The following is a 13,508-nucleotide window of genomic DNA, read 5'->3' as shown; positions in this document are numbered from 1 at the left end:
GGTAGCCATGGTGCACCCCCTGGGACTTGAACCCAGAACCCACTGATTAAGAGTCAGTTGCTCTGCCGATTGAGCTAGAGGTGCATGTTGTTTGTGGTCCGCCGCATGGCGGACCGAGGGTAAACGTTACCATCAGGGTCACGTCACCCGGAAATCGGACCCAGACCTCGCGGTTAGGCTGGTAGACGTGACCTCCCTCACCCACCCGGTCTCATTCGGTGCGCCGTTCGACGGTGACCTGCAGGCAGATCTCGCGCTCGCGCTGCGGCTGGCGGATGCTGCGGATGCGGCATCCATGGCCCGCTTCGACGCCGCCGACCTCGACGTGCAGCTCAAGGCGGACGCGACCCATGTGACCGAGGCCGACCTCGCGACCGAGCGCGCGATCCGCGCGATTCTCGCATCCGAGCGCCCCGGTGACGGGGTGTTCGGCGAGGAGTTCGGGGCGACGGGTTCCGCCCAGCGGCAGTGGATCGTCGATCCGATCGACGGCACCGCCAATTACCTCAAGGGCATCCCGATGTGGACGACCCTGATCGCCCTGTCGATCGACGGCGTGCCGCGGGTCGGCGTCGCCAGCCAGCCCGCACTCAAGCGGCGATGGTGGGCCGCGACCGGGCTCGGGGCCTGGACCAACACGCCCGACGGCTCGGCGGCGCGTCTCGGGGTGTCGGCCGTCGACACGGTCGCCGAAGCGAGCGCGAGCTTCCAGAGCATCAGCCAGTGGGACGAAGCCGGCCAGCTGGATGCCGTCGTCCGACTCTCGCGCGCGGTCTGGCGCGACCGCGGCTACGGCGACACCTGGCCGTACATGCTGCTGGCCGAAGGGCGGCTCGAATTCGTCGCCGAATTCGGCGTTAAGGAGTACGACATCGCCGCGCTCGTTCCGATCATCACCGAGGCCGGTGGCCGGTTCACTTCGTTCGACGGCGAGGACTCGCTCTCGCAGCGTTCCGCGCTCGCCACGAACGGCGTGCTGCACGCGGCGTTCCTCGACCTTCTGCACGCGCAGCAGACCCTCGAGTCCTCACGATGACCCGCACCCGCGCCCTGTTCGCCGCGGCGCTCCTGCTCACGGCCACGATGCTCGCCGCGACCGGGTGCGCCGGCCCCGGCACGACCGCCGACACCGCCCAGACGCCTCAGCCGACGGCCACCTCACCGACGCCCGAGCCCTCAGCCGCCGCCACCGCCGAGCCGGCCGGCGACCCGACGTGCGAGACGATCATCCCCGCAGCCACGGTCGAGACATTCGACAGCATCGGCTGGACGGCGCGGGCCGAGCCGTTCCGGATCGGAGAAATGGAAGTCCCCGGAGGCGTCCAGTGCGTCTGGGGCGACTTCACGACGGCCACCGACCACGTGCAGATCTACGGCTGGGCGCCGATCTCAGCCGACGACGCGCAGGAGGCGCAGGACGATCTCGTGGCGATGGGCTGGAAGCTCGAGGAGGCACCCGAGGGTGTCTTCGTCACCGAGAGCGCAGCCACCACCGTGGCCACCGATGACCAGGGCTACGGCCTGACCTACCTGTTCGGCGACGGCTGGGTGAAGTACGCCGACACCAAGCAGGGCCTCCTGCTCGTCACCTGGGGATAGCGCCGGGCTACAGGAACGACAGCTCGCCCCGCACGATCGAGTCTCCGGAGTGATTCGGATCACCGTCCACCGGCTCCTGTGACACGTCTACCAGCACGTAATCCTTCAGATCCACTTCGGCGGGGATCGCGAAGGTCTGCTCGGTGCCGTCGAGCACGCCGAGGCTGACCAGCGCGGTCGCGTCGGCGGTGATCAGCCAGACTTCGCGGAACGTGTCGGGGGCGGCATCCGCGCTCAGTTCGACGCGCACGGCGAGCGTACCGTCGGGTCGCTCCTGCACGACCGCCGTGCCTTCGGCACTCGGGTGGCCGGGGAACGGCGCCAGGGTGGCCTCGGCGATCTCGGTCAGCGGCACACGCTGCGTGACGGACCAGACGCCGAGTCCGACGCCGGCGACCAGCACGAGGGAGGCGGCCAGCGCCCAGATGCGAGTCAGCACGCGACGATGGGGCGTCTCGACCACGACGGGTGCGACGACGGCGGCGGGAGCTTCTGGTTCTGGGGTTCTCGTACCGAGCGAAAGCTCGTCTGCGATCCGCACCCACACAACCTCGGGCGGCATCTCGAGGTCGCCGATGTCAAAGCTCGCGCGACCCGCGACGGCCGCGTGCCGCAGCGCCGCCAGTTCGTCGACGCACGCCGCGCAGTCGGCCAGGTGCTCGGACTCTTCGGCCGTCGCGACGGGCTCGCCCATCGCGAGCAGAGCGACTCGCTCAGGATCAATGTGCGGCATGTGTCACCTCCAATCTGGTGCGCATTCGTTCCAGACTTCGCCGGATATGGCTCTTGACCGTGCCCAGCGGCATGTCCAGCCTCCGCGAGATCTCCTGGTGGGTGAGGTCGTCGAAGAACGCCAGCTTCATGACCTTTCGGGCGTCGGGTTCAAGGCGTTCGATCTCCTGGGCGACCAGGAGCGTCTCGCCGAGGTCGACCTCTTCGGTCACGAGGTCATCGGGGCGGGTCACCCGCTGCAGCTGCTGGTGCAGAGCGCTGATGCGAGTGCGCGCCTCGTGAGTATCGGCGATGCGCCGCTTCGCGATCGCGACGATCCAGGTCGAGAGTCGGGCACGGGACGGATCGAAGTTCGCGCGCGAGGTCCAGGCCGATACGAAGGTCTTCTGCGTGACGTCCTCGGAATCGGCGCGGTCGCCCAGTGACCGCAGCGCAAGCGTGAAGACGACCGGCGACCAGCGGCGGTAGGCGTACTCGAGAGCGCGTTCGTCGCCGGCGATGAAACGGGCGTCCCAAGCCGATTCGGCATCGCGCCGCTCCGTCGCGTCGGAGCTCTCTTCACCCCCGATCATCCGCTTCACCCCCGGTCATGCCGCTCGTCTCCCATACCCTCGGGCTTATGCTCTCGGCGCCGCGACGACGACCACGTTGTCGTCGTAGTGACCTGTTGTCTCGTCGAAGTTGCCGCCACATGTGATGAGCACCAATGCTCTCGTGCCTTCGCGGGCGAACAGCGCCTCTGTCGGCAGCTCCTGCTTCGGATAGTACGTCACGGTCGCCACTCCGTAGGCGGCACTCGAGCCATCTGCCGCCGTGACGGTGATCTCGGCATCCGTGGGCAGGTCGCGCAGGTTGGCGAACGGGCCGATCGGGTAGTCGGGTGCGTCGATGTGGGCGGCGATCACGGTGTTGCCGTCGGGGCTCCACGGATCGGGGCCGAATCGGTACCACCCCGCGATTGCCGGATCGGGCGGCAACTCCATGAAGCCGCCTGATTCGACCGCGACCGGGACCACCTCCATGTCCACACCGGCTGCGTCGATCCGAACCCGCACCGGGGGCACAGATGCGCGCACAGGTTCAGGCGTGCTGCCGACGATGGGGACATCGGTGGCAGCGGTTTGACCGGCGGTCGGAGCCGGAGGAGGGACGGGTGCACCCGTCCCGGTGGGGGCCGGGACGGGTGCACATGCCGAGAGTGCGAGGACCAGCACCAGCGGTGCGATCAGTCCTCGGGTCATGTCTGGCTCACTCGGATTTCGCAGATCAGCGCTCGGACTTCAGCGCTCGATCTTCGCTGCCCGAGTGCGGCGCACCATGATGACGGCGACGGATGCCGCCGCCAGTGCCAACGCGAATCCGGAGATCCACAAGGCCTGGGTCATCGCATCGCGCTCAGCCGCATAGCCGGCCGTTCCGGAGGGTACGCCGCCTGGCGCGGTGTGGCCGACTGTGATGGTCTGCACTGCGAGCGCGAGGTTCTCGCCCTCTGCGCTGCCCCACGCGTAGACGATAGTCAGGACGCCGTCCTGGACGGCCACGTCTGTCGGGCCGAGCACCGGGTCGGTCGTTCCGGCGAGCGCGACGGATGCCGACACCGTGCCGACCGGCAGGTTGAGCGTCGCCTGATCGGGGTTGACGAGGCTGGATACGACTGCCGTGCCGCCCGCGAGGATGTCGACGGCGGGAGCAGCGGCAATGTGACGGACCGTGAGCCGTCCTTCACCGGCGTTGGTGGTCGCGATGTCGTTCGTGAACAGGTTCAGCGCCGGGGCACCGGCCTCGTCGAGGTTCGCCGTCGCCGTATAGCTGGCGCCTGCAGCCAAGGTGATGGTCGCCGGTCCGAGGATCGGCGCGCTGTCATCAGCCGCGTCCGGTGCCGTGAGGGCGACTTCATAGTCGCCGGCAGGCAGGTCGAGCGGTCCGGCGAGGTCGCCGGGCTGGAAGTCGTCCAGGGTGAGTGCTCCGTTGACATACACGTCCACCGGGGTGTCGGGGATCGCGTGGAGCACGTAAAGGTCGGCGCTGGTCGCCGAGATGGCCTGAGCAGGCATGACGAAGCCCGCCGCGAGAGCGAAGCCGACTACGACGCCGGCTGCGATTGTCTTACGCACGTTGTCCTCCTAGTGGGGCGGTGCTTTCCGCCCTGCAATGAGTACTTCCGTGCGAACCGCCGGTTCGGATGCACGCGCATGAAGAAATCTTCGGCACCAGCCTCATCAGCCGGGGGAGGCCGATCCGAACGGGGGCGTGTGCCCGGGCCTGCTGAGCCGTTCGGCTATCGGCGGCGCCCTCCGCCGCCCTAGTGTGACGATGGGGACTCGGACGCAGCTGTCTGGGTCTGCTCGATCCACCGCTCTGTCCACCTCTGTCCGCCTTGCCGAAAGAGACCGCACATGCTCATCGACCCTCGCCCGCAGTCATCCCGTCTCTCCCGCGGAGTGGGGGGCCGGCTCATCGCCATACTCGGCGCTGGTCTGCTCGCCGCGGCCCTGGGTCTGTCCAGCGGCATGGCGGCGACGGCCTCGGCCACTGAGGTGACTGCCGACCCGGCATCCGTCACGGTGGGCGAGACGTCGGTCGTCACAGCGACCGGCCTGGGCGGACTCGAGACCGCATCGTTCGGCATGGGCCAGTCCGACGGGGCGACGTTCACCGAGAGCGGCACGGCGAGCTACTCCGCGCCCACTTCGAACGGCACGGCCACGGCCACCTTCACCGCGGATCAGGCTGGCACGTTCACGGTCGCCGTGGGTGACGGCGAGAACGTTCTGGGCACCGTGTCGATCACGGTGACCGCAGCGAATCCGTCCGGCGGTGCGATACTCGCGGCCGAGTCTGCGACGATCACCACGGGCGAGACGACCACCGTCACCGCCACCGGACTCGGCGGACTCGAGTCTGCGTTCTTCGGGCTGGGCGGCACTGCGGGCGGCTCGTTCTCGCCGAGCGGTGCGACGTCGGTGACCTCGCCCGTGTCGGACGGGACGGCGACGGCGGTCTTCACCGCCAGCGAAACCGGCTCGTTCACGATCGCGGTGGGCGACGGCGAGAACGTTCTCGCGACCACGATCGTCACGGTGACCGCGGCCGCCACTCCGACCGCGGAGCCGACGCCGACCGAGACGCCGACACCCATCTCGGCGAACACCGATGGGGTGCCGGCCTGGGTCATCTGGCTCATCGTGGGCATCGTCGTCGCGGTCGCCGCGATCATCACCTGGGTGATCGTGAGCCGTCGCCGCGCTCACGCGGACGACGCTCCTGCGGACGACGCGACTACGCCGCCGACCCAGCCCTGAAAGAGGTCAGAAGGGTGGAGGCTCGTTCGAACCCGCACTCGCCACACGAACACCTTCACGTCGGGATACAGGACCCCTCCGCCGAAAGTGAAAGGGTCAGCGTCGCGTGAGCGCCAGAACCGGGATCGTGCGGGTCGTCTTCGCCTCGTAGTCACGGAATCCGCTGCTGCGCTCGGTGAATCGCGCCCAGGCCGCATCGCGTTCGACACCCTTCAACTCGCTGACGTGCACGGCGATCGTGCCTTCATCGCCCGTCTCGATCTCCTCGCCGCCGTTGTCGCGGAACTCGTCGATGACCCGGTCGGTGAAACTGTTGTACTGGTTCGACATGCACTTCCCTCATCTGGAGCTGGTCAGTCCATCCTCGTCGAGTCCGCGGCATCCGCCTCGACATCGCACGAAGGGGTCGACCGCGTGGTCGCGGCCTGCCGGCGGGGTCGATAGCGTCGAATGTCATACGACGGATACCGCCCGGTGAAAGGATCGACCATGGATCACTTCGACACGATCGTGGTCGGCGCGGGCGTGGCAGGACTGACAGCCGCCCGACTGCTGAGCGAAGCGGGCCGAAGAGTCCTGGTGCTCGAAGCCCGCGACCGCGTGGGCGGCCGGGTCGTGACCGACCGCCGCTACGGGCTCGCCACCGACCTCGGCGCCTCGTGGATCCACGGCATCACCGACTCCCCGGTCGCCGCCGCGGCCGAAGCCTTCGGCATGCGCACCATGGAATTCACCGTCGGCGGCTACCAGCCCGACAGCCGCCCGATCGCCTACTACGGGCCTGACGGACGGCGACTCACGGATGCCGCCGCCCAGAGCTTCATCGACGACATCCACACCGCCGACGACACTCTGCGCGAGGTCGTCGCCGCCTCGGCGCCGGACGACTCTTACCGCGACGTCACCGAAGCGGCGATCGCTGAACAGGGCTGGAACGAGCAGCGCGCCCAGCGCGTGCGCGAGTACCTGGAGCACCGGTCGGAAGAGCAGTACGGCGCGTGGATCGACGATCTCGCCGCCCACGGCCTCGATGACGACTCGATCGACGGCGATGAGGTGGTGTTCCCCGACGGCTACGACCGCCTGCCCTCGGCTCTCGCGCAGGGGCTCGATGTGCGACTCACGCACGTCGTCGAGCACGTCGAATGGTCGGCGGATGCCGTCACCGTCACGACCGACTTCGGCACGGTGACCGCCGACAACGTCGTGATCACCGTGCCTGTCGGCGTGCTGCAGTCCGAGGACTTCATCATCGAGCCGCCCCTTCCCGAACCCGTCGCCGGCGCCCTGAGCCGGCTGACGATGAACGCGTTCGAGAAGGTGTTCCTGCGTTTTCCGACGAAGTTCTGGGACGACGGCGTCGACGTGATTCGCCAGCAGGGACCCGAGAGCCGGTGGTGGCACTCGTGGTATGACCTGACCTTCCTGCACGGCACGCCGACGCTGCTGACCTTCGCCGCCGGACCGGCAGCGGTCGGGACCCGGGATTGGAGCGAGGACGAGATCGTGGACTCGGTGCTCGCCCAGCTGCGGCGCCTCTATGGCGATCGGGTCGACAAGCCCACCCATGTTCACATCACCGACTGGCAGGACGACCCGTTCGCCTACGGCTCCTATGCGTACATGACGCTGGGCTCGACCATCGACGACCACGACACCCTCGCGACGCCGATCGGCGGTGTGCTGCACCTCGCCGGCGAGGCGACCTGGACCGATGACCCCGCCACGGTCACCGCGGCGATGTGTTCGGGGCACCGGGCGGCGCAGAACGTACTCGGGCGCGAGATCCCCATCGAAGAGGTCTGGACCGACGTGCAGTGCCGGTGACCGATCGGTCGATGGCCGCATCGAGCGGCAGCTGAGTGCGCCTCCGATCAAGTGTCGCACCTGAAGCCCGGTGTTACACTTCTGTCATGCCCACCACACGCCGCCGACACGCCGTGACCGAGACCGACGAGATCGCGCTGGCGCTCGACGCGGCCGCGCGCCTATGGCCGGAATTGCGGGACGATCGCACTGCCCTGCTGCGCAAGGTCATCGCACAGGGCGCCGAGAGCATCGAACGACGAGCGGCGGCACACAGTTCCACGCGATTGCGCGCGATTCGCACGGGGGCGGGCGCGCTGACCGGGGTTTACCCCCCCGGCGAGGCGCAGCGGCTGCGTGACGAGTGGCCCGAATGATCGTCTTCGACGCCGGCGTGCTGATCGCTTGGCTCAACGCCGACGATGCGTTCCACTCAGCGGCACTTGCCTTCATGGAGGAGAACGAGGATTTCGACTTCGCCGCCAGCACGGTGACGATGGCTGAGTGCCTCATTCGTCCGACCCACGCGGGCAGGGCGGATGAGGTCATTGCCGCGTTCGATCGGCTCGAGCTGATCGGGCTCGATCTTGCCGCATCTGACGCACCTGGCATCGCGCGCGTGCGCGCCGAGACCGGCCTGAGAATGCCAGATGCGCTCGTGGTCTTCGCAGCGGAACATCATTCCGCCGATATCGTGACGACGGATGCTGCACTCGCGCGTGCCGCTCAGGGGCGCCATTTCGACGTCCACCTGCTCTGAAAGGGGGGCGGGGCACCGGCTCTCCGGACGAAAGGGCCCGGCCCCCACGAAACGCAGGAACCGGGCCCTCTCACACGTGACAGCGGATTGGTGGAGATGGGAGGAATCGAACGAGGATTCAACGTCGATAACGCGACTGGAAGTCGCAATCCCGCGGTACCGAGAACCGCGCATCGCGGCACCAGACTACGCGCTGTGGCCGGTGTAGGTGACCACCTCCGCACCGGCGGTTGCGCGCCCCTCCCGCCGCGCTTTCGCCATTATGTTGCGGTGCTGACGCTCACGGAGTTGGTCAGCGACGAACTTGAGCGGAGCGAGATTCTCGGTGCGTCGACATCCGGTCCCACGACGGCGGCATCCATGGTCTCGCCTTGGATGCCGTGCACGGTCGATGCGTACGCGAGTTGCAGATGGTTGAGCGCGTAGTCCCGGCTGACGCGACGGATCTCGCCACTGTCACTGACCGAGGCGAGGTCGATGCTCTCATCCCAGATGTTGCGGACCACCCATTGCGGACGGTTTTCGACGCCGGTGCGCGGATCGTTGCGGCGGGTCTGGACGGTGTCGCCGACCAGGATGCGCTGCTCCCCCATTCCCAGCGCGAGCGTCCTGGGGTCCAGCTCACCGTCATGGATGCGTCATTGCTGGATGGCGTCGTTGATCGCGTCCGACTCTGAATTGGTGCCGGACACGAGTGCCACTCGCTTGCCGCGTGCGTGCCAGTCGAAATAGGCAGCGACCATAGTGTCACGCGCTTCCTCCGTGCTCGACACCCGTTGCACGTGGCCGCGCTGGAGCAGCTCCCCCGCAACCTGGAGTGCGTCGTCGCGGTCGCGGGGGTTGCGGAGGCGCAGGGTGAGTGCGGCGTAGTCGGGATCGCTGAAGCGGTGTACGGTGTCGAGTTCGACGGATGCGGTCGCGTAGCGCGCCGCGGATGCCATCGCTCCTGAGTGCCCGACAGGGAGAGCCTGATACGGGTCCCCACCATCGCGACGCCGACCCCATGTTCGAGAGCGAGATCGACAAGGGCGGCCGCGGTCTGCAGGTCGACCATGCCGGCCTCGTCCACCACGATCCGATCACCCCGGCGGAGCACGAACTTGGCCGGCCCGCCGTAGACGACCCCTGTCGTCCGGTCCGGTCCGCGCCGCCACGCGACAGACGTGTCCATACCTGGGCTCCGGCTGTGTCAGTGTGCCAGCGGTAGCCGTGGTCGGCGAGCAGCGCGTGCAGGCTCGTCGCCGCGGCACCGACTTCGCGCGATGCGACGGATGCCGCCTTCCGGGTCGGCGCGACCACCAGCATCCGTCGCCGCTGTCGAGTAAGTGCCCGCGTGTGCGACGCGCAGCATCGTGGTCTTTCCCGCGCCGGCCGGCCCGGTGATCGCAGCGAGCCCACCCGTCCCCGCGATCGCACCCGCTGCGGCGAGCTGCGACTCGTCAAGACGGTCGAGGCCATCTGCGGATGCCGCAGACCGGCGCAATTCGTCGGCGTAAGTGACCGGCCGGACGTGGCGAGACCCTCCATGCGTGCGGCGACGCGCATCTTCAGACGCACAGTCTCGGTCGCCATGAACACCTTCAGGTGATCCGGGATACCGGCATCCGAGAGAAGTCGAATGCACTTCTGTCGAGCCCGACCAGAGATCTCGTCGATCGTCGCGGTGAGCGCGTCGCGACGCGCGACCACCCCACTGCGCGAAAGCGCGCGAATGGCACCAGCGCGCAGATCGAACATGCTGAACCGCCCGTGGGCCCGGGGTGAGCGCTGGTCCGCATCGACGACCGCGGCACCCGCGAGCAGGTCCAGGTCAAGATCGTCGAGGGACGGGGCCACGACCGCAACGGGTGGGCGAGCGTGCGTGATGGTGGGGTCCATGGCGAGCAGTTCGTCGCGGACAGTTGCCTCCCAAGTCTCCTCGTCCAAATCCGTGGGCTTGTTGGGACGCGACAACGCCCAGGCACGCCGATCGATCTGCAGCAGCACCCTCACACTCGGCGTCGCACCGCCATGTGCGGCCGTCCATTCCTCGAGCAGCTGACGGCGGTTCTTCTCGATCTGGGAAGAACGACGCGACAGCGGCGGCACCGCGGCGGCCAGCTGTGCGATCTCCCCGTCGCCGTTGAGGGTGAACCCGTGCAGCGCGAGGGCGGCGAGCCACTGGGGGTCCGTGCGTGCGAGAAGATCGCCCTCCGCGTTGATCACCGTCTGGAACTTCATCGCGACTCGGGAGTCAAGTGACCGGCGATCGCGCCGCTGAAGGTGCTGTCCACACCTCTTGACGATGCCCGGAGCTCGCTACGGTGAGCCGATGAACCAAGACCGCAACAATCTGCTTACGCGCCGAGATATTCTCCGCGGTTACGTCACCGTCCTCGAGCGCACTGGTGAGCTGCTGCAGGTCTGCGCCAGCGTCGACGGTGATGCCGCGGCAGCAAGGTCAGCGGTCGCCGAAGCTTTCAGCGTCGCGAGATAGCGGCCGACGCGATCCTCCATCTGCAGGTACGGAGATTCACGCCGGCGGCCATGGTAGAGATCCGAGAAGAGTTGGACGAGCTCGACCGTCTTCTGCGCCAAATTGACGGCGAGTAGGAGGACCGCTTTACGCACCATGTCTGATGCTGTCGAGAACGGCCTACGGATGCCTCCGAAGTGAGGGTTGTAGGGTGCGGTGACCGACAGAGCCGAAAATGTGGGGTGCATATGCCAGCGCCGTCAGAGGAGCGACGTCGAAGCAAACGCCGTCGCGTGGTCCTCTCCTGGATTCCGATTTCGATCGTCGCGTTGATCTGGGTCGGCATTGTTGTTGGTGTGGTCGCTGTTCAGAACTCCTGGTGGACTCAAGCGGACCCGCGCCCGTCGACCGATCAGCAAGCATCAGATGGAATGTCTCTGTTTGAACCACCAGGCATCGATTTCCTTACCCATGAGGGCGTGGTGAGGGTGAAGGTCCGCGCCGATTCGTTGCCAGCGTCCCAGCTCGGACTTGACGTGGATGGAACAGAGACGGTCGAGCCGCGCGTGCCGATCAGCGCGGTGGTGCTCACCGCCGATGGGGCCTTCAACGTCGAACTCGTCAAGTCCTTCACGATCACCACCAGTGACAATCAGGTGACGTCTGTGGAACTTGTCCAGGACGGTCAAGGGATGTGGCTCACGATCTACCCGCAGCTCCAACGGATCGCACCATCATGGGGCTGGACCGCCCAGCAACTCGAGCAGCTGCGGATAGACCTCACCACGGCGTCCAGAGACACTACGGGTCCCACTTACTCCGCGACGCTGCCAGCGGTAGAACACAAGGGCGCCCTCGCCAGCGCCGAGGTGACTATCGATACCGACAGTGGCAACGTCGGACTGGCATTCACCGTCGCACGTCTCCCCTGAAATTCGCCGCAAACAGACCGCCGGCGCACCGCCCAACCCGGACCTGTCCGGAGGCGGAAAACCAGCCCGCCGCATTCAGTCGGTCATCGTGAGGGCTGACAGGACACGCCCTCAGAGGACCCGCCAGCATGGAGACGTGTGTTCTGCGATGAGAGGACCGTCGTGATTGCAGACGATGTTGACGGCGAGTTGCGTGCGCTGCGTGACCGCGCGTACGGACCTAACGCTGATATTCAAGACGATCCCGCCGCGGTGAAGCGACTGCGGGAGCTCGATCAGACAGGTCGCACGGTAACGACCGGGCAGATCGCGACCGAAATCCCGGAGCACGCCGCACCCCACCCGCAGGGGACCCCACCGTCAACAGACGTCACCGCGCAGGCGAGTCTCAAACCAGCAGCACCGGACCTGTGAGTGACTTCCACTGCTGACCGGAAACGCTGGTCTTTGCCCCAACTCAGATGGATGTGGATCGGATCAGTCGTTCTCGCCCTGATCCTCGGCGCTATCCTCACTGTCCTCGGCAATGGTTGGCTCACGCGTGTCGGAGACGTGCACCAGGTCGGCTCCTTGCGCGAAGTAGACGATTTTGCTTGGCCGGAAAGTCTTGGCACTGAGACAGCGGACGCACGCGGCTATACGGAATTCGAAGGCCTGACAGTGATCACGAGCGAGCAGCAATGGGCGGGAATCGGAACCGACACCTGCATGCTCGTGGTGAAGTCCGCCGACGTGACGCTAGCCGCACCGAGCGGCGGCTCACTCTACTGGGGATGCGGCACGTCAGCCTTCCCGCCGACCGTCCAATTCGAGGTAACAGCCGGCATGCCAGCCGAGCTCAAAGATGAGTTCCCGTGGGCACCGAAATTCGATTCGTCCTCCGCACCGCTCAGAAGGAGGCTCTTGGCGGCCTGCAAGTCGATGTGCTGGCCCACTCCGAATAGCTCGCTCCGCTCTCAGGCATGCCCGCAAGGGATCGTCTGGCGGACGCCTTCAGTCCGTTTCGGGGGTCCGGGTGTGTAGTGCCGGGCGCACGTAGGGAAGGTGTTCCCGTGCAATGACGACGGTCGCGACGACATCGGATCGCAGCTGCGCGCCGAGCGCATAGACGAACGGGTCGGTGTCGATCTCGAAGGCCGGCACCTCGTCGCCATTGATCTCGATCGTGGCGGCGGTGTTGACAGATGATGGGCGAACCTGCCATGGGCCCTCTTCTGTGGGTCCGGGTGCAACTCCCGACTCCTCGCGGAACTGGTTTGTGAGGATGTAGTTCGTGTGATCGACAAGTTGCCGGGAAAGGGTCGTGCACTCGGAGCCGTCTCTTGTCCAGCACGTGCGCACTGCCTCCCAGAGCGAGGGGTAGCGCATCCTCTCGACGTACTCGATCAACCACGCAGGACGCGGCCATGGTGGGATGGTCTCGACCGCCGCTTGCTCATACGGAGTGAGGTTCTTCAGGTTCACGGGGTCAGCACGATCGTGAGGGTTCCGCCAGAGCGTGTACGAGAAGCTCACTGCTAGCTGCGCGCGCTCTGCGCCGGTTGTCACCTCCGTGATCGCTGGGCCGCCGGTGTCCTCGATCGTTGGCTGCGGCACAAGACCCATGAGTGGGAACGCAAGGCCCAACAGTCGTCGACGGGATTCCACGAGAGGGTCGGGGGCGTCTGGAGGTAGCACTCCGGCGAACTGCATGCCTCGAGCGTTTCTGATCTCGACCGCTTCCGCAACCAAGCGCCGAACTCTGCGTGACAGCGCTGTGCATCTGCGCACCACCGGCCCCGGTCCCTCAGCGCAGCGAAAGGTCGCCGTGTTCCGGTGGCACGTGAATTGTCGTCTTGTGTCGCACGGGGGATCGTCCATCGCAGATCTAACGCCGGTGGTGGCGGCCAAGTAAGTCGGCGGCTACGGTCGTGATCATGACG

At 66.9% G+C, this 13,508-nt stretch carries 17 protein-coding genes and 1 tRNA gene; 8 read left to right on the top strand and 10 right to left on the bottom strand.

Annotated features, from left to right (window positions below):
• Nucleotides 1–8: 8 nt before the first annotated feature.
• Nucleotides 9–84: transfer RNA gene (locus tag QZV84_RS00495), tRNA-Lys, on the bottom strand.
• Nucleotides 85–187: 103 nt separating this feature from the next.
• Between QZV84_RS00495 and QZV84_RS00490 the strand changes: the two genes are divergently transcribed.
• Together QZV84_RS00490 and QZV84_RS00485 are read left to right on the top strand one after the other, a co-directional pair.
• Nucleotides 188–1,036, top strand: a complete 849-nt coding sequence (locus tag QZV84_RS00490; RefSeq protein WP_292823714.1) for an inositol monophosphatase family protein — start codon at nt 188–190, stop codon at nt 1,034–1,036.
• Nucleotides 1,033–1,599 carry a hypothetical protein gene (locus QZV84_RS00485; protein ID WP_292823711.1) on the top strand — a complete coding sequence of 189 codons (567 nt, stop codon included), beginning with the start codon at nt 1,033–1,035 and terminating at the stop codon, nt 1,597–1,599. The genes QZV84_RS00490 and QZV84_RS00485 overlap by 4 nt, the downstream gene beginning before the upstream one ends.
• A gap of 7 nt (nt 1,600–1,606) precedes the next feature.
• Here the strand turns inward: QZV84_RS00485 and QZV84_RS00480 are convergent, their stop codons facing one another.
• The 4 genes from QZV84_RS00480 to QZV84_RS00465 are packed head-to-tail and all read right to left on the bottom strand — an operon-like array spanning nt 1,607 to nt 4,445.
• Nucleotides 1,607–2,332, bottom strand: a complete 726-nt coding sequence (locus QZV84_RS00480; RefSeq protein ID WP_292823708.1) for an anti-sigma factor — start codon at nt 2,330–2,332, stop codon at nt 1,607–1,609.
• Nucleotides 2,319–2,903, bottom strand: a complete 585-nt coding sequence (locus QZV84_RS00475) for a sigma-70 family RNA polymerase sigma factor (RefSeq protein WP_292823705.1) — start codon at nt 2,901–2,903, stop codon at nt 2,319–2,321. Before QZV84_RS00475 ends, QZV84_RS00480 begins: the two co-directional genes overlap by 14 nt.
• Before the next feature lie 45 nt (nt 2,904–2,948).
• A complete protein-coding gene (locus QZV84_RS00470) occupies nt 2,949–3,572 on the bottom strand; it encodes a class F sortase (protein WP_292823702.1) in 624 nt (207 codons plus the stop codon).
• A gap of 39 nt (nt 3,573–3,611) precedes the next feature.
• Nucleotides 3,612–4,445: a DUF4397 domain-containing protein gene (locus QZV84_RS00465; protein WP_292823699.1), complete on the bottom strand. Its 834-nt coding sequence runs from the start codon at nt 4,443–4,445 to the stop codon at nt 3,612–3,614.
• A gap of 282 nt (nt 4,446–4,727) precedes the next feature.
• On the opposite strand from QZV84_RS00465, the gene QZV84_RS00460 reads away from it, so the two are divergent.
• A complete protein-coding gene (locus QZV84_RS00460) occupies nt 4,728–5,633 on the top strand; it encodes a hypothetical protein (protein WP_292823695.1) in 906 nt (301 codons plus the stop codon).
• 96 nt (nt 5,634–5,729) lie between these two features.
• Here QZV84_RS00460 and QZV84_RS00455 read toward each other — a convergent pair whose 3' ends face one another.
• Entirely contained in the window at nt 5,730–5,963 is a 234-nt protein-coding gene (locus QZV84_RS00455; protein WP_292823693.1) for a hypothetical protein, read from the bottom strand.
• A 159-nt stretch (nt 5,964–6,122) separates the two neighbouring features.
• On the opposite strand from QZV84_RS00455, the gene QZV84_RS00450 reads away from it, so the two are divergent.
• The 3 genes from QZV84_RS00450 to QZV84_RS00440 all read left to right on the top strand — a co-directional run bounded on the left by QZV84_RS00450 (nt 6,123) and on the right by QZV84_RS00440 (nt 8,199).
• Nucleotides 6,123–7,460: an NAD(P)/FAD-dependent oxidoreductase gene (locus QZV84_RS00450; protein WP_292823690.1), complete on the top strand. Its 1,338-nt coding sequence runs from the start codon at nt 6,123–6,125 to the stop codon at nt 7,458–7,460.
• A gap of 86 nt (nt 7,461–7,546) precedes the next feature.
• The gene (locus QZV84_RS00445; RefSeq protein ID WP_292823687.1) at nt 7,547–7,816 is read left to right on the top strand and encodes a hypothetical protein; all 270 of its coding nucleotides are present in this window, start codon (nt 7,547–7,549) and stop codon (nt 7,814–7,816) included.
• Nucleotides 7,813–8,199 carry a type II toxin-antitoxin system VapC family toxin gene (locus QZV84_RS00440; protein WP_292823684.1) on the top strand — a complete coding sequence of 129 codons (387 nt, stop codon included), beginning with the start codon at nt 7,813–7,815 and terminating at the stop codon, nt 8,197–8,199. Before QZV84_RS00445 ends, QZV84_RS00440 begins: the two co-directional genes overlap by 4 nt.
• Before the next feature lie 260 nt (nt 8,200–8,459).
• On the opposite strand, the gene QZV84_RS00435 is transcribed toward QZV84_RS00440, so the two are convergent.
• The 3 genes from QZV84_RS00435 to QZV84_RS00420 all read right to left on the bottom strand — a co-directional run bounded on the left by QZV84_RS00435 (nt 8,460) and on the right by QZV84_RS00420 (nt 10,812).
• Nucleotides 8,460–8,792: a hypothetical protein gene (locus QZV84_RS00435; RefSeq protein WP_292823681.1), complete on the bottom strand. Its 333-nt coding sequence runs from the start codon at nt 8,790–8,792 to the stop codon at nt 8,460–8,462.
• A 45-nt stretch (nt 8,793–8,837) separates the two neighbouring features.
• On the bottom strand, nt 8,838–9,140 hold the full coding sequence (locus QZV84_RS00430) for a hypothetical protein (protein ID WP_292823678.1): 303 nt from the start codon (nt 9,138–9,140) through the stop codon (nt 8,838–8,840).
• 1,420 nt (nt 9,141–10,560) lie between these two features.
• Nucleotides 10,561–10,812, bottom strand: coding sequence for a hypothetical protein (locus QZV84_RS00420; protein ID WP_292823673.1), 252 nt, complete (start codon nt 10,810–10,812; stop codon nt 10,561–10,563).
• Nucleotides 10,813–10,947: 135 nt separating this feature from the next.
• On the opposite strand from QZV84_RS00420, the gene QZV84_RS00415 reads away from it, so the two are divergent.
• The gene (locus tag QZV84_RS00415) at nt 10,948–11,586 is read left to right on the top strand and encodes a hypothetical protein (protein ID WP_292823670.1); all 639 of its coding nucleotides are present in this window, start codon (nt 10,948–10,950) and stop codon (nt 11,584–11,586) included.
• Nucleotides 11,587–11,724: 138 nt separating this feature from the next.
• Entirely contained in the window at nt 11,725–12,000 is a 276-nt protein-coding gene (locus QZV84_RS00410; protein ID WP_292823667.1) for a hypothetical protein, read from the top strand.
• Between the two features lie 579 nt (nt 12,001–12,579).
• On the opposite strand, the gene QZV84_RS00405 is transcribed toward QZV84_RS00410, so the two are convergent.
• Nucleotides 12,580–13,278 carry a hypothetical protein gene (locus tag QZV84_RS00405; protein ID WP_292823664.1) on the bottom strand — a complete coding sequence of 233 codons (699 nt, stop codon included), beginning with the start codon at nt 13,276–13,278 and terminating at the stop codon, nt 12,580–12,582.
• Nucleotides 13,279–13,508: the final 230 nt, after the last annotated feature.

Source organism: Microbacterium sp., assembly GCF_011620715.1.
Taxonomy (GTDB): Bacteria; Actinomycetota; Actinomycetes; order Actinomycetales; family Microbacteriaceae; genus Microbacterium.
This window is presented reverse-complemented; position numbering and strand designations above follow the sequence as displayed.

Bases quoted from the DNA above. Each gene is read 5' to 3' on its own strand.
- QZV84_RS00485 (WP_292823711.1), top strand. From the start codon at position 1,033: ATGACCCGCACCCGCGCCCTGTTCGCCGCGGCGCTCCTGCTCACGGCC.
- QZV84_RS00480 (WP_292823708.1), bottom strand. From the start codon at position 2,332: ATGCCGCACATTGATCCTGAGCGAGTCGCTCTGCTCGCGATGGGCGAG.
- QZV84_RS00475 (WP_292823705.1), bottom strand. From the start codon at position 2,903: ATGATCGGGGGTGAAGAGAGCTCCGACGCGACGGAGCGGCGCGATGCC.
- QZV84_RS00470 (WP_292823702.1), bottom strand. From the start codon at position 3,572: ATGACCCGAGGACTGATCGCACCGCTGGTGCTGGTCCTCGCACTCTCG.
- QZV84_RS00460 (WP_292823695.1), top strand. From the start codon at position 4,728: ATGCTCATCGACCCTCGCCCGCAGTCATCCCGTCTCTCCCGCGGAGTG.
- QZV84_RS00455 (WP_292823693.1), bottom strand. From the start codon at position 5,963: ATGTCGAACCAGTACAACAGTTTCACCGACCGGGTCATCGACGAGTTC.
- QZV84_RS00450 (WP_292823690.1), top strand. From the start codon at position 6,123: ATGGATCACTTCGACACGATCGTGGTCGGCGCGGGCGTGGCAGGACTG.
- QZV84_RS00445 (WP_292823687.1), top strand. From the start codon at position 7,547: ATGCCCACCACACGCCGCCGACACGCCGTGACCGAGACCGACGAGATC.
- QZV84_RS00440 (WP_292823684.1), top strand. From the start codon at position 7,813: ATGATCGTCTTCGACGCCGGCGTGCTGATCGCTTGGCTCAACGCCGAC.
- QZV84_RS00435 (WP_292823681.1), bottom strand. From the start codon at position 8,792: ATGGGGGAGCAGCGCATCCTGGTCGGCGACACCGTCCAGACCCGCCGC.
- QZV84_RS00430 (WP_292823678.1), bottom strand. From the start codon at position 9,140: ATGGCATCCGCGGCGCGCTACGCGACCGCATCCGTCGAACTCGACACC.
- QZV84_RS00420 (WP_292823673.1), bottom strand. From the start codon at position 10,812: ATGGTGCGTAAAGCGGTCCTCCTACTCGCCGTCAATTTGGCGCAGAAG.
- QZV84_RS00405 (WP_292823664.1), bottom strand. From the start codon at position 13,278: ATGCAGTTCGCCGGAGTGCTACCTCCAGACGCCCCCGACCCTCTCGTG.